General features: G+C 57.7%; 17 protein-coding genes. 11 read left to right on the top strand and 6 right to left on the bottom strand.

What is annotated here, in order from left to right; genetic code table 11:
- Positions 1–43: 43 nt before the first annotated feature.
- A complete protein-coding gene (locus tag E2F50_RS20000) occupies positions 44–427 on the bottom strand; it encodes a response regulator (RefSeq protein WP_133317953.1) in 384 nt (127 codons plus the stop codon).
- Between the two features lies 1 nt (position 428).
- Positions 429–1,892 (bottom strand): PAS domain-containing sensor histidine kinase, encoded by a 1,464-nt coding sequence (locus tag E2F50_RS19995; RefSeq protein ID WP_133317952.1) that lies wholly within the window; start codon positions 1,890–1,892, stop codon positions 429–431.
- Between the two features lie 591 nt (positions 1,893–2,483).
- Here E2F50_RS19995 and E2F50_RS23710 point away from each other — a divergent pair.
- Positions 2,484–2,825: a tlde1 domain-containing protein gene (locus tag E2F50_RS23710; RefSeq protein WP_133318095.1), complete on the top strand. Its 342-nt coding sequence runs from the start codon at positions 2,484–2,486 to the stop codon at positions 2,823–2,825.
- A 210-nt stretch (positions 2,826–3,035) separates the two neighbouring features.
- Positions 3,036–5,285: a hypothetical protein gene (locus E2F50_RS19985; protein WP_133317951.1), complete on the top strand. Its 2,250-nt coding sequence runs from the start codon at positions 3,036–3,038 to the stop codon at positions 5,283–5,285.
- Positions 5,286–6,186: 901 nt separating this feature from the next.
- Here the strand turns inward: E2F50_RS19985 and rpsU are convergent.
- Together rpsU and E2F50_RS19975 are read right to left on the bottom strand one after the other, a co-directional pair.
- Complete coding sequence (rpsU, locus tag E2F50_RS19980) at positions 6,187–6,447, bottom strand: 30S ribosomal protein S21 (RefSeq protein ID WP_133317950.1); 261 nt, start codon at positions 6,445–6,447, stop codon at positions 6,187–6,189.
- A gap of 179 nt (positions 6,448–6,626) precedes the next feature.
- Positions 6,627–6,875, bottom strand: coding sequence for a hypothetical protein (locus tag E2F50_RS19975; RefSeq protein ID WP_133317949.1), 249 nt, complete (start codon positions 6,873–6,875; stop codon positions 6,627–6,629).
- Positions 6,876–7,333: 458 nt separating this feature from the next.
- Here E2F50_RS19975 and E2F50_RS19970 point away from each other — a divergent pair, with 458 nt between their 5' ends.
- Together E2F50_RS19970 and E2F50_RS19965 are read left to right on the top strand one after the other, a co-directional pair.
- Positions 7,334–7,876 (top strand): hypothetical protein, encoded by a 543-nt coding sequence (locus E2F50_RS19970; RefSeq protein WP_133317948.1) that lies wholly within the window; start codon positions 7,334–7,336, stop codon positions 7,874–7,876.
- Positions 7,877–8,098: 222 nt separating this feature from the next.
- Entirely contained in the window at positions 8,099–9,415 is a 1,317-nt protein-coding gene (locus tag E2F50_RS19965) for a Tad domain-containing protein (RefSeq protein WP_161974268.1), read from the top strand.
- Positions 9,416–9,551: 136 nt separating this feature from the next.
- Here the strand turns inward: E2F50_RS19965 and E2F50_RS19960 are convergent, their stop codons facing one another.
- Positions 9,552–10,958: an NAD-dependent succinate-semialdehyde dehydrogenase gene (locus E2F50_RS19960; RefSeq protein WP_133317946.1), complete on the bottom strand. Its 1,407-nt coding sequence runs from the start codon at positions 10,956–10,958 to the stop codon at positions 9,552–9,554.
- 292 nt (positions 10,959–11,250) lie between these two features.
- Between E2F50_RS19960 and E2F50_RS19955 the strand changes: the two genes are divergently transcribed.
- The 6 genes from E2F50_RS19955 (at position 11,251) to E2F50_RS19935 (ending at position 16,363) form a co-directional block, all read left to right on the top strand.
- Entirely contained in the window at positions 11,251–11,871 is a 621-nt protein-coding gene (locus E2F50_RS19955) for a TetR/AcrR family transcriptional regulator (RefSeq protein ID WP_133317945.1), read from the top strand.
- 414 nt (positions 11,872–12,285) lie between these two features.
- A complete protein-coding gene (locus E2F50_RS19950; protein WP_133317944.1) occupies positions 12,286–13,500 on the top strand; it encodes an MFS transporter in 1,215 nt (404 codons plus the stop codon).
- 114 nt (positions 13,501–13,614) lie between these two features.
- The gene (locus E2F50_RS19945; RefSeq protein ID WP_133317943.1) at positions 13,615–14,502 is read left to right on the top strand and encodes an N-acyl homoserine lactonase family protein; all 888 of its coding nucleotides are present in this window, start codon (positions 13,615–13,617) and stop codon (positions 14,500–14,502) included.
- A gap of 208 nt (positions 14,503–14,710) precedes the next feature.
- Entirely contained in the window at positions 14,711–15,499 is a 789-nt protein-coding gene (locus E2F50_RS19940; RefSeq protein WP_202615490.1) for an alcohol dehydrogenase catalytic domain-containing protein, read from the top strand.
- 12 nt (positions 15,500–15,511) lie between these two features.
- The gene (locus E2F50_RS23285) at positions 15,512–15,799 is read left to right on the top strand and encodes an MDR/zinc-dependent alcohol dehydrogenase-like family protein (protein ID WP_202615489.1); all 288 of its coding nucleotides are present in this window, start codon (positions 15,512–15,514) and stop codon (positions 15,797–15,799) included.
- Positions 15,800–16,048: 249 nt separating this feature from the next.
- Positions 16,049–16,363, top strand: a complete 315-nt coding sequence (locus tag E2F50_RS19935; protein WP_133317942.1) for a hypothetical protein — start codon at positions 16,049–16,051, stop codon at positions 16,361–16,363.
- 113 nt (positions 16,364–16,476) lie between these two features.
- On the opposite strand, the gene E2F50_RS19930 is transcribed toward E2F50_RS19935, so the two are convergent.
- A complete protein-coding gene (locus E2F50_RS19930; protein WP_133317941.1) occupies positions 16,477–16,704 on the bottom strand; it encodes a hypothetical protein in 228 nt (75 codons plus the stop codon).
- Positions 16,705–16,836: 132 nt separating this feature from the next.
- Here E2F50_RS19930 and E2F50_RS19925 point away from each other — a divergent pair, with 132 nt between their 5' ends.
- Positions 16,837–18,636 carry a hypothetical protein gene (locus E2F50_RS19925; RefSeq protein WP_133317940.1) on the top strand — a complete coding sequence of 600 codons (1,800 nt, stop codon included), beginning with the start codon at positions 16,837–16,839 and terminating at the stop codon, positions 18,634–18,636.
- Positions 18,637–18,941: the final 305 nt, after the last annotated feature.

Genomic DNA, 18,941 nt, shown 5'->3' with positions numbered 1-18,941 from the left:
GCGGCGTACGGAACAGCGAGGCGCCGCTTGTCTGCAAGAGGGCCTAATCGGAAGATGGAGAGGCTACCCCGACCTCAGTCAGGGTGCGCTGGAGCAATGGCTCGGAAAGCGGCTTGGCGAGAAATCTCGCCCCTGGCGGAAGTACTCCCGCGGCCGGGTTGTAGCGACCCGAGATCACGACGATCTTCATTGAGGGCCAGCGTTCGAAGGCCAGGTTGGCGAGGCCCAGACCGCTCATCGTCCCCGGCATGTCGATGTCCGTTAGCACGGCCTCGAAACCGCCCGTCTCTCCTAGCACCAGGAGAGCTTCGTCCGCCGTCGACGCCTCGTCGACAACGTAGCCCTGGTCGGAGAGCATATCGACGAGGTCCAGACGGATCAGACCATCATCTTCGACAACGAGCAGCCTCGGTTTGAATGAACCCATTTCAGTGCTCTTGCTGGAAACTTGAGAGATCGGCTGACACGACGCAACGCAGGCCGGCAGGTTCATAGTAGATTTCCACGCGGTTGTCAGCCGCACCCGCCAATCCCGCCTTAATCAGGCGCGAGCCCGATCCTTCGATACTGGGGACCTCGACCGGTGGGCCACCGCTCTCGATCCAGGTCAACTCGAAACGGTCTTTGTGTAGCCCAACGACATCCCACTTGAGCTCAACCCGACCGTCCGGCACCGAAAGCGCCCCGTATTTGAACGCGTTCGTGGCAAGCTCGTGCAGGATCAGAGACATGGACAACGATGGCCGCGAGCCGATCCGAACGTTAGTCCCCGACACCTCGAACCTCGGTCGCGCAGCATCGTCGTGAACGGCGAGCATCTGATTGACCAGTCTGCGGACTCTGGAGCTCCCAGGACCGCCCTGGACCACGGTGTCGTGGGCGGCACTGAGCACGCCTATCCGTTCGGACAGAACCCGTCTGGCCGTCCGAAGGTCTTTCGCGTTGCGCAGTGTCTGCGAGGCGATCGCCTGAACCATTGCCAGCTGGTTCTTGAGGCGATGTCCAAGTTCATTCGCGACCAGCTCCACTCGTTTAGCCTCGTCCATTCGTTCGGTGACGTCGAGCGCCTGCACCAGGATGCCGGATACTTGTCCCGATCTGTCGCTCATCGGCTGGTAGGTGAAGTCGATGATTCGCTCCTGCGGCTCTCCGAGGGGTCCACGATTGAGTTCTATCGGTACTCCTCTGGCTACGAACGGTTCGCCCGAACTATACACGCCGTCAAGTATCTCGATGAAGCCCTGGCGCACCACTTCGGACAGGCTTTCGGCAACCGTCTTGCCCACGATCTCACGGCCCATCCCAATCAGGGCGTAATATTCCTCGTTGGCGAACTCGAACACGTGGTCGGGACCCCGAAGGGTCGCAATGCCGCCCGGAGATACTTCCAGTATGCGCAGTAGCCTGTCATGCTGCTCCTCCCGATCGCGTCGCGCGATAACCTCGGCGGTCGTTTCGTTGCAGGCGCAGAACATACCCAGCACGGTTCCCCAGGGATCACGCACGGGTGTGTAGGAAAACGAGAAGTGGGTTTCCTCGGGGTATCCCTTTCGATGCATCGTGAAAGCGATGTCGTCCATCGAGGTGCCTTCACCCGCATAGGCAGCCGAGATTATCGGTTCTACCTGATCCCAGATGTCGTGCCACAATTGACCGAACGGGCGCCCGAACGCCTGCGGATGGCGGTTGCCGCACATCGCGGCGTATCCGTCGTTGTATAGCGTGATCTGTTTGGGACCCCAGACGATGAGCATTGGCTGGAGCGAGCCGAGCATCACCGCGACGAGTGTCTGCAACTCCACCGGCCAGTCGTTGGGATATCCAAGCGGACTTTCTCCCCAGTCGAAGCTTCGAACCAGCTCCGCACATTTCCCGCCGCCTATCAGTCTCAATTCCAACCTCGATCGCGCTATGCTCAAAGGCGGAATGCCCACCTCAGAAAGATGTTCCCGCACAGGTCGTGTGGATATTGCGTACGTTTGCCTCTCTTGGAGCAGCTTCGCCTAAGCTACGACTAAGACAATAACCAAACGATGCAGTGTAACCAACCGGAAGAATACATGTCTCAGCGCCACATACGCCCATGCCTACAGATGGGAAGCTGGCCTGATATGCTCCATTTCCAGTATCACGCGAACCTGGCTCTCGTCTTTATCGGCGTAGTACATGGAAGGTGGAGGTGAACGTGATCGCTTTGATCAACCGGATTTTAGAGCCGGATGTCCAGCGACTGATTAAAACAGTTGTTCCAAATTCAATTTGGCGTATACTTCTAGTTGCGACATAATTTTACTAAAAAGTAAAGGTTCGGATCAAATCGAAGTCGGAGGCCGTCAGTAACCTGTCTGCAGCGGACCTGAGTTAGATTTGTATCAAGTCCGCGTAGCGGAGACTATAGCGGGCAGGGTGCGATTTGGATTGCGCAGGAGGCGGGATCCTGGGGGGGGCGGCATGGAATGGCTTTGGAAACAAGCATCCGGTGAATTTTACTTACGCGGCTCTCCCGTGGTCGCGCCATATGCGCGGGGGTACGCTGGTCTAGGTGCCGGAAAAACAACCCTGATCTGCAATGCGTCCAGGATATCGGGCCGATCCCGGCAGGCTGGTACACGATAGGGCAGGCAACCGCCGATCCCGCTCCGCTTACGCTTCCGCTGCAACCCGACCCGGGCAACGAGATGTGCGGTAGATCAGGGTTTTTAATCCACGCCGACAACATCGCGAAGCCTGGCTGGACTTCCAACGGATGTATCGTGATCGGCGACCGAACAATCAGGGAAAAGATCCGTGACAGCGGGGTAAATCGGTTGCTGGTAGTCCGCTAAGGTCGCAGTGTAGCCTCCGTTTCGAGGCGCGCTTCGCTCCCCAACCCGGAGCGCCAGTTTCCACCAAGAGGGCTTCCATTTCGATTTCAGTTTCGACCAACTGCATCACGGGCTTTTAGCATTGGCGATCAAGTAGAAATCGGTTGCGGGAGCAAAGGTCGGTTTCTGCTTCGGTTGCAGAAATTATGGCGTTTCCAACGGGAGGGGACAATGCGCAATTCAGTCTATGGGCGGATATGCAAATTTATCGCGGCGCGGTGCGCAGCCGGAAGTCGCGTTCTGTGTACGGCGCTGATCCTAACAGGGCTGGTCATTCAAGCCGGATCGGCGTCAGCGGATTCGCTGTGGTCGCACAACGGCTCGGTGGTCAAGCTACAGGAAACAGGCGGGGGCGTTGCCATTTATTACGAAGACCCTTCCCCGCTCATGCGCGAGCAGGGGGTGACAAAGGGAACAGCGCTCTTCGACGGAACGAGAACGGGTGATTTCGTCTACGGTACGGCGCGGCGGTTCAAGAAGGGATGTGATCAACCTTACGAGTACGCGGTCGCCGGACGTCTTTATCGCGATGGCCGGTCTCTCACTCTCTGGGGTAAATCCTCCCGTCGAGACAGCAGATGCGAAGTCGGAACCGCGGAGGTTTCGGACGAACTCGTCTTCGATGCCAAGCAGATGGAGTTGGGTCGGGACGATCTCGACAGCACGCTGCTAACGCCTGCAAACAGCGAGCTGTATGGACGGGTGATGGCTTGCTTCCGCGACGGCGTGTCCGGTGGCAGCACAGTCACAGTCAGGGAAATGCGTCTTTGCTCCGGATTCTGGATAACCCCTCGGGTGTTGTTACATTGCGCGCTCGATGGTTACTGTCCAGCTATCGAGGACACCCTCGTCGCGCGTCAGGCCGTTCGGCAGATGCTGGATCAAGCGGGTATAACTTTCGATAGTCCACTTGTTCTCCAGATCGAGCCGGCGCTCTTGCCCGCGCTGCCGGACAAAAACCAGGTATTGGCCTGCCGGACAGGAGCGGCCTCTCCGGACACCTTCGAACGATGCGTTTCACTACTGTCCCGAAATGGACGCTACGATGGTCTTGTCAAGTGTTCGGCTTTGACGTCTGAGCGCGAGCGGCTGGCGTGTCTTGCAGAACAGGTCAACAACGCCAATCTGACAGGGCTGCTCGGGTGCGTGTCCAACGGCAACCTTCGTGCGGAAGCTATTTTGTCGTGTACCCCGAACCAGGCAATCAAGGCGGACTCCGAACGTCTGCGGAACTGCGTGAGCAAGGCGCCGTCACTGGATCTTGCCGTTTCATGCGTCACCGGGGCCTTGCCACCCGCTGATCGGCAGCTAGCTACATGCCTAACCGGGGCGCAGACCGTAACGGCTGTCACAGGCTGCCTCACCGAGCGCTCTCCCGAGGCGTCCAAAGCCGCCAGCGTTCTCCAGTGCGTAGGCGAGAAGGACGCCTTCTCCTGTACGCAGGATTTGCTACCACCGGAGATCAGGTCGCTTAAAGACTGCTTCGACATCGTAACAGGCGAAGACGGGTGGATTAATTGCGCCACCAACAACGTTCCGGGGTTTCCTGGTTCCGACATCGCCAGCGCGCGCGAATGTCTCCGGAACGCCGGAGACGGTACGATGCGCGGACTCGATTGCATCGGCAGCGCTGTCGGCGGAGACATTGGCCGAGCGACTGGATGCCTAGCCAAAAGCGACGCTCTCGCGAGCGGAGTGTGTCTTGTGGGAGGTAAAGAGGCACAGGCACTCGGAACCTATTACGCATGCGTCCGGAGCGGCGAGGACCCAGCCACACTTATCGAAAATTGCACTGACGGAATAATGGACGCGAAGACCAGCCAGGCTTTGGCCTGCGCTTACCGGTCTTCGGGAGAGATCGCCTCACTTGCAAGTTGCGCGGCAGGTGCGGCTCTGCCGCCCGAAGCGGCTCGTCTTGCTGGCTGCGCTGCATCAAGCACCGGGGCGACAAGCTTTGCGCTCTGTGCCGCCGGACCTGCCATGAACGAGGAGTGGCGCATAGCTGCGGAATGCGCGATGCAGTCCGGCGGGAATCCGGTGGGGTTCGCAGGGTGTACTGCCGGACGTCTGACGATCCGCGAGCTAACCAAGTGCCTGACAGGCACGATCGGGAAGGACTGCTTCGGAGAAAACAATACCCTTGTCAAAGGGGTCAGCAACGCATTCAAAGATCTAACTCAAGGCCCGGGAAAGAACAACGAAGTGGTGAAGGCGCTTGACGAATTAGCAAAGCTCGCGGGAGGGGAAAACTCGGTGATAAACGACCCTGATCAGTTGCTCGGCGGGCCGAACTCGTTTGTCAGAAACCCAAGCCAGATCTGGGGCGGCGATTCGTCCATCTTCAATCAGTTGGCGGGTGGGCCGAACTCGGACTTCCGCAAGGTGGTGAGGGCGTTGGACCCTTCTACCTGGAAATTCTAAGCCAGCCCAGCCCGCAGCCCCGACCTGATACCCAGGCGAGCTTGATCCGAGTATCATAACGATTTACCCGGTCAACTCTAAGAGCCCCGACACCGCGGCCATCAGCCGACAGCAGATCCTTTCCAGCGTGCCGTCACGAACTTCTCACTGAGCGCTTGCGCTACAACCGCGACCGGATAACATCTCTGCGGGGTGGGTGAGGCCACACTTCCCGGCGACGCAGGATTGAGATCACCACGAGGGGAGGGTTTTAGACCCTCGATCACCATCTCCCCCATCTCCGGGCGACAAGCGAATACGAAGTGATCGGATCAGTGGATCCGCAGACATCCGTTCATGCGCCGACCTCAGTCTTCCGGTTGAACGGCGCCTGGCGCGATCTGAGGACGGCGGAGTGGCGACCGGTCAGTGCCTGCCTTCACTTTTATCCGAAGACCAAGCGATGTTGTCTCGACCTCGTCGAGAGCAGAGCCAAACGACTCAACTTCTTGAGCCTTCCCTGTGACCGTGCGCTCGGACGACTTCATCACCGCGATCTCCTCTCCCAACGTGATCCGCAGTCTGGACCGGGTAGACCGAGAGGGCAAGTGCTTTGGCGATGCCGAGCAGTCCAGGAAGCCCAATCCTTCGCGGAGAAGCTGTCGGGCTGGGTGGACGCCGGAGCCGAAAATCAGGTAAGCAGAGCCGGAAGCTGAAGCAGTTTCATTCCGGTCATGTAGCTTCGGCTCACCTGTTCCTGACGGCATTGCCGACCTCGATCGTGAGGGGCGGGCTGATCGGAAACCACGGGTCGTAGTGGCATATCGTTCCGCTGTCTTCGCCTAGTTGTCAGCCGTTTCCGCGGATCGGAGAAAATATCTTCTCCGGCGCTTCGCCCACCGTAGAAACCAGTCTGTCGGGGCTAGGTTGAGGCGGGCCGGACGGGCTTCGGAGCGGGCCTTGGTTTTTTCGCGGCCACAATTCCCAGTTCCCGGTTAAGCTTCTTCTGCGCGACTTTACGGGTCCGACGGATTCCTTCAGCCTTCTCGCGGGCTCGCTTGACTGACGGCTTCTCATAGTGCTCGCGCAGTCGCATCTCCCTGAAAATGCCCTCCTGCTGAAGCCGTTTCTTCAGGACGCGCAGCGCCTGATCAACATTGTTATCACGGACTAGGACTTGCACGTTGCGCTCCTGGGTTCAGTTTGCCGCCGGACCGCGATCCATACCCTCTGCTCGCAGATGTTGGCAAGCCTACGTTCGGCGTAGCGAGCGCTCCCGGCACGACCTTGACGGAATTCGGATTTGGCAGGTTCGAGCTGATGCTGACTGACGCGGACGGCCTTCCCGAATTATAGCCGGGTCTATGTCCCCGGCAACAGCGCTGTCGGCTGTCTTTCCAAAGTAACGAGGTCCATCGCGTTCCGGCGCGCCTGCCTGCGTTCCCGCAGAATTTCGGAATAACGGCTTCGACACTCCGCCATCTCGACAAGTCCAAGCGTCCAGTCGTCGATCAGGTTCATGAACGCGTCGTCGTGGTCGGCTGCAAACCCCCGCTCGTGCATCCGCGCCAACACCCTGTCAGCGATCTCGCGCCGTACATTTCCTGACATCAGCATTCTCCGAATCTACAGCCGCGATGTAGCACGTAGGTGCTGCTTTCGATATATCAGACGAGATCTTCAGTTCCCATAAAAGCTCCTACCGCCGACGTTAGAGTAAATGCCCTCGAGGAGGCATTCTTAGATCTGAAAGCCGCTGTCAACATCCGCTAACTCGCAGGTTCACCTCAAGTTAAGGGCCGAGATCGTATCTCTGTCGCTCGAGACAGGAGCGCGCAGTGTTCGACATCCAAGCGGAACGGGATCAACTTATCGGGACATGGAGATCTGCGTTTCAGACAAGGTGGGCGGTGAGGCCTCGTGCTTGTGTCAGGGCTCTAGCGGTTCCGGAAGTAGAAAAATTTGGAGACCACTTCCGACAGATCCATAATATCTTTGGTTGGATGGCTGGAAGCACCGCTGCAAAAAGAGGTCTTTGCTCGGGCGCTATCTACCGTTCGGAAGACTTCATGAAGGTCGCACAAGGTGCCCGTAACGGCTCTTGTGGTCGTGGAAAAGCATTCATCCATCTCCAGAACGTGCACATCGAACATACCATACCTATTGCAGAACTAAGCAGGCGGTGGACCGAGTACCGGCGCCTGAACACGGTTGATGTCAACGACGTTTACGCCTGGACCCTAGTCCACTCAGTTGCCACCGCGGTGCACCACAAAACCGAGAAAGGCGGTCTCAGACATTACGAGAGCCGGACCGATGCGTTCAATAGCCAATCTCGGCATTTCGGTCTGCCCTTCATGCGATATGAGCATATGGACAAGCCTCCAATCATCTGGAACGTGTTGAACGGAGAAAGGCTTGATCCTCATTCGTGGACCTTCGCCGACCACTTCTCGATGATCGACAGGCTGATGCTGGAAGCAGGAGGGGACGCGGTCTTGTGCAGCTCGATACAGGACAAAGCGAGAGAGCTGGTAGCGTCGCTTTCCTTCTCGCCCTTGGGCGATCTTCTTGAACTCCCGCTTAGCTCAGGCGGAAGGACATGCACCTAAAGAGCTAGTCGTAGGTTCCTGAAGAGCCAAAGACCTGCGGCTTATCCAGCTCGCGCAGGACGTCCAGTTATGCGGATATGTCACAGCACCTTAATTGACTTGTGTTAAGTTCAATTTCACTCCGGCCTGCGATCTTCCCTCAGCCATTCGTCATGCTGCAGAGGCCAGACCCAGATGTTTTCGTTGAAGAGACTGTTTTCAGACCGGTCGGGCAACTTCGGCATGATGACGGGATTGCTACTCGTACCACTCGTGGGCGCGACTGGCCTGGTCATGGACTTTAGTCAGGCACTGACTGTACGCACCGAGTTGCTAGGGGTCGCAGACGCCGCCGCTCTTGGGGCCATCTCGGAAGGGTCGCCCAGTTACAAGGTGATCGAAGCGATGACATCCGACGGTGAGATCACGGTGGCCGAAAGAGATGGCAAGAAGATCTTTCTGTCGCAGCGCGCCGGGGCCGGTGCATCCAATCTGGCGGAGATGAACCTCGATGTCACTATGAAGGTGACGCGGAAGAACGGAGCGGTGACATCAGTCGCCGCGTTCTCAGCAGAAGTACCAACGACCTTCATGCGTGTCCTGGGTTGGGAGTTCGTGCCGATCTCAGGCACCGCGACAGCGACGGCCGGCGGTGAAGCGAAAAGCTATACGGACTTCTACATGCTGCTGGACAACACGCCGTCCATGGGAATCGCGGCAACTCGGAAAGACATCGCGAAGCTCAAGAGCTTGACCAGCAATAAGTGTGCGTTTGCCTGCCACACCGGCTACTACGACCCCGGTGGAAAATTCCACGAAGACGCTAATAGCACCTACATAGTCGCCCGCGCCAATGGCATCACCTTACGGACCGATGTCGTTGCCAAAGCGGCTGAAGCTCTAATTGAAAAAATCCGCACGGAAATGTCGGTCTCAGCCAATCAGTACCGCATCGCCGCTTACTCCTTCGGAAAATATGCGCTGGAGCCAGGCTATCGTATCGATAAGATCTCCGGTCTGACACTTGACATGACCAGCGCTTCCAAAGCCACAGGCGATATTGGACTGATGACGACCGACCATGACTGGTTCAACGACAACGCCTTGACCAGCTTCGATACCTCACTAACGGAAATCGGCAAAGAGATCAGCGGCAATGGCGGCACGGGGAGCAGCGCTGCAGATCCAGCAAAGATCGTCTATTTCGTCACCGATGGTGTGGCCGATAGCCTCAAGCTCGGAGGAAGCTGCGGCGGCAGCTGGGAGGGCAACAAGGGCCGTTGTCTGGAGCCGATCGACGCGAGGTCGTGCAAGGCTTTGAAGGACAGGAATATCAAGCTTGCCATCCTCTATACGACCTATATTCCGCTTGACGGTGACGGAACCTGGGACGGCCTAATTAAGAAAGTATTCGCCAACCGCATCGCCTCCAGCTTGAAGGAATGCGCCTCTGCGGATCTGTTTTTCGAAGTGGGTCCCGATGACGACATGCAGGCGGCGATGGTGAAGCTGTTCGTACGTTCGACCTCTGGAACATCGGGGCTGAGGTTGACGCAGTAACGTCAACCGCTTCTCGACTGGATACAGCAGCCGTCCTACGCACAGACACTGAGATGTCCCCGTTGCCGCTGCTTGGTTCCTGGAGCGTCTGCTACGACCACTTCGCGCCGCCGATCGCTCCAGGGAACGTCGTCGGTCAACCCGCGGCGTCGAAGCCGGGGGGAAGCGCACCGGGTTGCGAGATCGCGACCAGTTTCCAGTTCACGAATTCGCCGAAGCCAAGCTGGCTGAGCTCTCGACCGTACCCGGAGTTCTTTATTCCGCCGAACGGCATCTGCGGCGTGGACCATGTCGGGTTGTTGACGAAGGACATCCCGCTTTCAATCTGCAGGGCTACACGTTCGCCGCGGGCAAGATCTGCCGTGAAGACCGAACCTCCCAGTCCGAACGGAACGTCGTTCGCCAGCTTTATCGCGCTCTCTTCATCGGGGACGACGTAAAACGACAGGACCGGGCCGAAGATCTCCTGGCGGTATACCGGATTGTCGATGCCAATGTTCGTGATGATGGTCGGTTCGAGATAGCTTCCGGGGCGATCGATACGATTGCCGCCGAGCACAATCTCCGCACCTGCATTCCTGGCTTGCTCGATCTGTGCCAGTAGACCCTCGAGCGCGCCTTCCGACGAGACCGGGGCGAGGGTCGTCCCCGGATCGAGCGGATCACCCGGCTTCAAAGAGCCCATGGCGTTTGTCATTGCCTCGAGGAACTGTCTTTCACGTTCCTCTCCGACGACTATCATGCGTTTGGTCGCCACGCAGCTCTGCCCCGCGTTGTTCATCTTGCCGACCATGGCATTGAACACCGTGGGCTCAAACGGCGCGTCCTCAAGCACGATAAGGGGATCGGAGCCGCCGAGCTCGAGAACGGACTTCTTCAGGTTGCGCGCCGCGCGTTCGGCGACGACTGCGCCGGCTTTCTCGCTTCCGGTGAGCGTGACGCCGCGGACCCGCGGATCGTCGATGATCGTGCCGACCTGATCGGTCGATGCGAAAACGTTCACGTAGGCTCCCGCCGGCACGCCTGCCCGGCGCAGGACATCCTCGAATGCCAGGGCGCATTGCGGAACGTTGCTGGCGTGTTTCGCCACGATCACGTTACCGACCATCAGCTGCGGGCCAGCGACCCGGGCCAGCTGGAAGAACGGGAAGTTCCAGGGTTCGACGGCGAGGATGATCCCGAGCGGCTGCGCGTGCAGCTTTGCGCCAGGCGCCCCTGGAAGCGCTTTGGGTTCCAGGAATTCACTGGCGGTCTGGGCGTAATAATCGAGGATGGCCGCCGATAGCGCCAGTTCACCGACTGCATGGGAGACCAGCTTTCCCATGTCACGAGATATGATTTCGGCGAGCGTCTGGATTTCGTCCCGGATGATCTTAGCTGCACTCGCGACGATCCTGGATCGGTCTGCAACCGGCCTGAGGCGCCAGTCGGTACGGAAGCACAGATCGAGTTCATCAATTCGGCACGCGAGCGCCGCGTCGGTAATGTTCTCGAATGTTTCCCCTACGATACCCGTCGCGGGATTGATGGTCGTATATGCCATTTAATGTCTCCTGGTCGAGCCGTTGAAGGCGGCAGTCGACCGAGACATAGTCCCTCGGCTACCGTCCCCATTGTACCTTCCGGCACAAATGCGGGAGGTGGGATCGAAAAGAACACCACGAAGCGGCGACCATACAAAACAGTGGTTTCCGCCGCGTTCTGCTGTGTTCCCGAGCTAAAGGGAATCTGGTGAAAGAGGCGAAGCAGAGCGAATTGTAATCGGGATGCGGTGGTGGCGGGGGTGAGCAGCCGAGAAATTACTACCAAGACCCAGACTTCCGGGAACCAGCACAATGTATATTGAACTGACTGGTTCACTACTCTATATTGCGCGCATGGCTAGACCAAAAAAATTTACCCGAGAAGCTATCCTTGACAAGGCTATTCCTATTTTCTGGCGATTTGGCCTTGCGGGGACCAATGTCCAACAGTTGGAAGCTGCCACGGGCGTTAACAAGTCCGGATTGTATTCGGAGTTCGAGAGCAAGGACGATATCTTTGTCGCCGCGCTAAGGCGGTATCTCGAGACAGGTCCCGCGCTGCGCATTCTCGGTGGCTTGCCGCAGGGATTCGGCAATATCGAGCAGTTCCTGCTATTGGCGCCCAGTTTCTCCGATGATTATGCTGGCTGCCTGTTGATCAACGCCAGCCGCGACGTAGCTTTGCTGCCGGACCCGGCGATCAGTCTTATTTCCGAATTCAACGAAAAGCGTATGGCCGCGATACGCAGCAACGTAGAGGCCGCACTCCCGCCTGAACAGGTAGATGCCGTGTGCGACCTCGTTTGGACGTTCTTCGCAGGCATCTGCATAGACGCGAACCTGCACCCTGATGTGGCCGCGCACCGGATTCGAGTCAGCGCTTTCATGCGCCTTCTTGTGAATGGACTAGCTACCACTCCCGCGGCGGCCTGAAAGTCGGCGTGTTCATCGTCGTGTTTGATCCATCTCTCCGCCGCTGACTGATTTCCGCTCGAAGAGCGAGCGGGTTCTGCTTGGCCTCAACGCGCGGGCAGTTCCTGTTCGTCTAAGGCTCCTTCTGGCCTCCCTCGTGAGCTAGCCGTCAATGTACGGGTCGCCCTCTCGGTCTTGCACGCGCTATTGGGTGCGGTTCCGCCCAAGGCGGCCTACGACCATGCTACGATTTTACAATCGCTGCCTGTTCTTGCCTGCGAAGCTGGAATCACAGTCAGTCGCCCGCATTTCCAAGCCTCCGAAAGAAAAAGAACCAAACGGTTCAAAAACGTCTTGACGGGCGAAGGGCGCGGGCATAGTTACGAACTGTTCAGTTCAAAACGCCGGACGGAACGTCTCAGACAGGAGTTGGCAATGCCAGGAAGTCTATCGAAACCGCTGAGCTTCTGGGTCTCCGCCGGCGTGGTAGCCCATACACTGTGGACGAGCGCCGCCCCCGCGATGGTCTATCCTCTATACGCTCAAGAGTGGAGCCTTACCCCAACCGTGACCACCGCGATATTCGCGATATATCCGATCGTAGTCGTCGCCGTGCTGGTGCTGTTTGGCGACGTGTCGGATTTCATCGGTCGTCGCACCACTATGCTGCTCGGTCTAGGCTCGTCGATAATCGGCGTCTTCCTCTTCGTGATCGCGCCAAACGTAGCGACGCTCTTCGTTGGCCGCGTTTTCATGGGCATCGGGGTAGGCCTTTCGGCGGGACCATCGACCGCTGCTCTGCAGGAGTTCGCCGGTGCCGGTGGCGTGACAAGGGCAAGCTCCACGACGATCATAGCGCAGGCCGTCGGGTTTTCCTGTGCGCTACTGGTCGGCGGTTTTCTTGTGGAATACGCGCCGCTCCCCAGCCGGCTGACCTTCGTACTTCTTCTCGTCCTGCTGGTAGCGCTGTTTGCGGTGAGCTGGTTCCTGCCGGAGAACAAGAGGGACCCCGACCGACACTGGCGCCCCAGGGTTCCTGGCGTCCAACGTGAAATCCGGATCTTCTTCATCGCATCGTCTATCGCCGTCATGACCGCCTACGCGCATGGCGTGATCATCACCTCGCTAGGCGCGCAGATCGCCAAAGAGCTGGTGCGCTCGTCGAATGTGTTCGTCAACGGATCTGTGCTGGCCCTGTTTGCGATCTCGCTAGGCATTGCCGGAATGTTCGCGAACCGCCTGGAGGGTTCTAAGGCAGTCATGTGGGGTTCGGTGGCCTCCATTGTCGGGATGTTTTTTCTGGCCGCCGCTGTCGCACAGCACAGCCTTCTGTTCTTTGTCCCTGCGACGGCCATCTCAGGTATCGGATACGCGCTGATGGTCTATGGCGGGCTTGCGATCATCAATCCTGTTACTCCGGAAAATGTCCGCGGCGGGGTCATGTCCGCTCTCTACCTCCTCGCCTACCTCTTTACCGGGCTGCTGGCCATCGCATTGGGTAAAATGGCGACCGTCATCGACATCGCTACCGCAACCCTTCTGGGGGCCGGGATAATGGTCGCTTTGTGCGTAATGGTCATCCTTCTCGTCGTCCGGATGAACCGCGTCCAGTCGACGCATACCGAGGCTTTCACGTCTCAAGGAGCCTGAACGTGACGGCCTAGCGCCGTGTCCCCTCGGAAAATCTTACCGGCTTTCCGTCAAACGCAATTTGAAAATGAACCAAACGGTTCAATATCCCACCAGGACCAACGGAGAACTGCTATGACCCTCAAGATCCACCCGATCAACTACGGCAATATTACCATGGATTCGAGCGGACTTGTGCTGTTCCGCAACCCCGGCATACTCACTCGGATTCCTACACTTGGTTTTCTCATTACGGGTGGTGAAGAGCCGCTCCTGATCGACACGGGCTCAAGAGATTCGGACCAGTATGCTGCGTTCGGCATGCTTCACGAGCGAACCCGCGAAATGTCGATCGAGTACCATCTGGCCCAGCACGGACTAAAGATGAAGGACATCCGTCACATTATCCATACGCACGTGCATATCGACCACTCCGGCCAGGATTACCTGTTCCCGATGTCGACGACGGTCATGATGTCGCGGCGCGAGCTCGAGTTCGCGGCATCCGGCTTGATGGGGCCGGGCATGTATACCGCCACCGAGACCAAGCATCTTATCGACCGCCTCCATACCCGCGGGGCGCTCCGTCTTTTCGACGTCGACGGAACCTTCGAAGAAGAAATCATCCCCGGCGTAGCCGTTCGTCTATCCGGCGGGCACACCCCCGGTTCCATCTCAATTCTCGTAGAGACCGACGAAGGCCTTGCTAACATCGCCGGCGACATCGCCTATCACCTCGGCGACCAGCTTATCAATCCGATCCTGGACCAGGCGGCGCACGAGCCGACGATCACGGGCAACCACGCGATGTCGACCCTTCAAGAAAAAAAGGCGATCAAGCGGGCCCTCTCTGGCACCCGTTTCCTTCTTATCAGTCACGACGCGCCTGCGCTTATCAGCGGGGGAAAGGTCGTCGGGCGCTTCGACGGCGCGATCGACGATCCCAAGGCGGACGTGACAACCGCGGCCAGCTACGATCTTCTCGCTCACCCGCAGCTTCCCGAGGAGATCAAGGCAGCTTGATGGCCTGGCTCTGACAGGTGCGCGCGCCAGCTGGGCCCGCGCACTCTGCTGCCGCAGGGCGCGTCGAATGACTTGGAAATTCGAGTTTTCTAAGCGCGGAGCCATCCGACGCGCCCCAAATTTACAATCTGGCTCGAAGCTTCACTCCTAGTGTTGTCGAACATCCGCAGCGGCAAGAGCGTGCGGAAACGACATCAAGGAGACTACCATGAAAGCTGCCGTGCTAAACGCCTTTAGCGGCAAATTCGATATCGAGGAGATCGAGATCGGTTCGCCTGTCGGACGCGAGGTCCTTGTAGAGGTAAAAGCCTGCGGGCTCTGCCACTCTGATCTCCATCTGGCGGAGGCGAATTTCGGAACGCCTCTACCTGCGGTGCTTGGCCACGAGGTCGCCGGGATCGTTAAGGCTGTCGGTCCGAACGTTCTCGACATGGCAGTTGGTGACCACGTAGTGGGCTCCCTCGTCCAGAGCTGCGGTCATTGCGGTCATTGCGTTGCCGGCTCCAGCTACCAGTGCGATAGTCCTGAAGAGACCCTCCGTCCACCGGAAGACGGATCGAGGCTTACTCGGGAGGGAGCCGCGGTCACCACGGGTTGGGGTACGGCCGGGTTCGCGGAATTCGCGCTGATTCACGAGAACCAGCTTGTCAAAGTGTCGAAAGAAGTGCCTTTCGCTCAGGCATCCCTCCTTGGCTGCAGCGTAATTACTGGCGCGGGTGCCGCGATAAACACGGCTAAGATCCGGCCTGGCCAGTCCGTCGTCGTCATCGGCGTCGGCGGGGTCGGTCTGAACGTCATTTCCGGAGCCCGCCTCGCGGGTGCTTCGCGGATTATCGCGGTTGACCTGCAGGCGGAGAAAGAGACCCTGGCCATCAAGTTCGGGGCGACGCATTTCGTGAACTCGAAAGCGACCGATGCTATCGAGGCGGTTAGGGAAATAACCGGCGGCGGCGTTGATCACGGATTCGAGGTAATTGGCCTTGTCCCTACGACATAGCAGGCAATCCAGATGGCAAAGAAGGGCGGGTCGGTGTATCTGATCGGACTTCACCGGCCAGGCGTAGAGACTCCTATCCAAGGGCTGGACCTTGTGGTCCGGCAGGTTGACGTGCGGGGCGTTTACATGGGCTCCAGCAACATCAAAAATGACGTCCCGATGTTCGCCGACCTTTATCTGCAGGGGCGTTTCAATCTCGACGATCTGATCTCGCGAACGATCAACATTAGCCAGATCAACGAAGCGTATGAAGACTTAAAGCGCGGAGCAGTGGCTCGCAGCGTCATCACTTCGTTCTGACGCTCCCTAACACGTTAGGCCGATGCGATTAGGCGGAGAGCCAACAGAAATGAATGACGTCGCAGCCCCGTATTATCTCAACTCGCGGGGCTGCGGCGTCTGATGGATCGCTTGTGTTCAGAAAGTTCAGAGAGTGGAAGGATCGGCGCATCAACATCCTTGATCGTTCAAGCTCGTACCAGGCCAGTTCGCATTTTCTCAACGACTTGGTTGGTAGGAAAGATGCGATATACAGCGGGAGGCTACTGCATGGGGTTCTTCAAGGAAGGCGCAGCCATCGTTGAGATCGACGGCAAGGAATGTTTTAGTGCCGAAGACGCGGACGGTGCGTCGCTGGGTTTGTTCAGCACCGTCGAAGCTGCGCTAGGAGCACAGCGTATCATCAATATAAAAAAGCTTACCCTACGCAAGCTCGAATCTGAGAGAGCATATCATGAGGGAATCATTGAATTGTGGGATGGCCGCACGCGCAATTTCGTCGCGACGTTCGATGACGTCTGGGTCCTTGCTAGGGACTCCTTTGAAGAGCAGCTCAATCAAAAAGCAGCTCTGAAGCCGTATTAACAAAAGCTCCTTCAATGGCTGCGCGAAATCGTGGGTGCTCAAGATTAAGAAGAGAACCTTTCCCATGCTCGGTTTCATATTCCTTCGCTTTCGGCAACCATTCCACAGCCTTCTCAAAAAAAGCCGCGCAGCTCCTCAAAATGCGAGAGGTCGTATCGCGTGACGAAATCCAAGACCCAGCCTGCCCGACTGACAAGCCCTACTTCGACACAGAAGTCCAGGTGCCGAATATAGCTCTCAGCCAGCAAGTCGACCGTACCTATCGCATGCTCCTGAAGCGTGCAGCCATCGCTTTCAGTCAGGTTTTTGACGACGTCGTCTTCAATTCTGGCACTATTCACGGCGGCTCCTCAAATGCCCGATGGTTAATCAAACCGGGGAATCGCCTTCCGAACAATAGCCGACGGCTGTAAGCGTTCGGATCACGCTCTCGAAGGAAATATTTCGATCTGCCGCGATCAAACGGAGGCTACATGTTGCCGGAAACTGACAAGGACGCTTCAAAGACCAAGTTCATGAACGCCGTGAAGCTCGTGGAATGTGCGCCGTACGCGGCCGCGCTCAGGGAAATCGTTAAACCCGTGAAGTCAGGTATGAGTTGGCCGGAAGCTTTAGAGACAATATTGTCTGGTTTGGCTGTCTACGATTTGACCTACGAGAAGGTCCGCGATGTGAAACTAGGTGCCAGAGAGTGCCCGGACGACGACGTTCGTGCGGAGTTCATAGATAGATTGGAAGCATGGCAGTTCCAGCATTTGCAGAAGTTTAAAGGCCAGGCTCGCGAAGACGCAATCGCCAATATCGGCCGCCGAGGGTATGGCCACGATGATTTCGATCGATTGGTATTCGTCTGGCCGCACCTAAAGGACGACGGTGAGTTCCTCGATAGGGCCCTACAGCACACATTGATGTCGTCCGGTTCAGACTTCCACGAGTGCTTAAGAGACCTCGCGCTCCTGAACGGGTCGCTAGCCTCGTTGCGTGTGGTGATGGAGTCCGCCTCAATCAAAGGCTTGTTGTTCAGTCCGTGGATGGTGGAGCTCATCAATGCATGGCAAGGCAATATACTCTGGGCGCAATTGATGCTTGCTTTGTTGTCTGAAGACCACCGCGCCCGTGGCACGGAAGCCATCAGGGCGCTAGCTGACGTGGTCCTGCAGCTTCCGATGGCTGGCTTTAAATCGAGCGGTCTGAGCCTGGAAAGGCTGTCGGGAGCTTCAAGGAAGGCTTGGCGTGGACATTTTGCCGAGTTAGCCGCTAAGGATCGAGAATTGGGAGAGGCCGCCACCGAAGCGTTGCTATGGTTCGCGGCCGATTCCGAGGACAGGTTCGTACAGCTTGCAGTCATACAGGCAGACCCGGCGATTGGCGACAAATCGCTGGAAAGATCCCGACATCCGTCGCCTCGCGTCAGGTTGCGGGCCCGCTCCGCCGTTGAGATGATTGAAGGTCGCCCCGATCCTGTCTACGAGATGCTTGCAGCATTCGGACCCTCACGACCGCGGATTACCTCCCGCCGCGAGTCTCGGACATGGCTCGGAAATGCAGGCGTTGAGCAGATATTGGTGGGGGCATTTTCCCAAGCAGCGGAGACACTAGCTGACGAGGTTCGCTCGACGGCCTCCGCTGGTGAGGAAACCCTGGTAGCGAAACTGTTTGAACGCCTGAAAAACTATAGCGAGCAAGCCACGCGCTACGGGCGGGACTTCGCGCGAGAACTGGACCTTCCGGAATTTGCAGACGTCGCGCTTGATCATCGCTTTGTGGGCAAAAAGGAGGAAGGGGCAGAAGGGCTGGTTGAAGGTGCCAGCTTCTCAACCGATGTCACCCTGATCTTGAAGGCCAGTAAAAACGGAAAAACGTTCGCAGAGCGGGCCGTGTTCATTCAGGCGAAGCGCATGTTTAGAGGCGCTAACGCGGCAGGAGAATATTATGAGGTCGATATGAAGCAGCTCCGCGACCTCGTGAAACAACCCTCGAGTTTCCTGCTATTCGTAGGCCCGCGAACCGGTGGCGTGACTATGCCGGTGATACCAGCGCGCCTGTTTGAAGAGAGGTTTGACAACGGGAGCAACACGAAGCGCCCGCCAATAGGAACGGTTGCCGCAAACGGCCGAAACCTGGCGGAATGGCTCGTAGACGATGTCATAGGCCTGTGGACCGGAGAGTCGGATTCGGCGGCTGTGGAAAAAGCACGCCGTGGCGGGGGAGACACCGCAACGCTGCTGGTAGAGTTGAGCGTCACTCTAAAACGAGTGGAAACGGAGGACTGAACTGGACGGCTCCATATGCTCTTTCCCCATTGCTAGCCCCATTGCCTTTCGGTATCGCGGACTCGGCCCATAAACCAACTTCTTCGTAAAGGGCACTTGTCGTAAGGTCTTCTACAAGTTCCGTTGCATTCACTCACAAGCAAGACTCGATCATTGACTCGTTGATGATCTCGATGAAAAAACGGAACAGTGACGGTGCCCGGTAGATCCACTAGCTCTGAAACCTTTCTCCGAACCGGGCGACGGGCTGAAGATCTTGCGATTACACCCTTGTGAAGGGTGATCGAAATACCGCTGCGAGAGGG

This window comes from Rhizobium deserti (genome assembly GCF_004358025.1).
Taxonomy (GTDB): Bacteria; Pseudomonadota; Alphaproteobacteria; order Rhizobiales; family Rhizobiaceae; genus Neorhizobium; species Neorhizobium deserti.
Note: the sequence above shows the minus strand (reverse complement) of the source record. Positions and strands in the feature narration are given on the sequence as shown.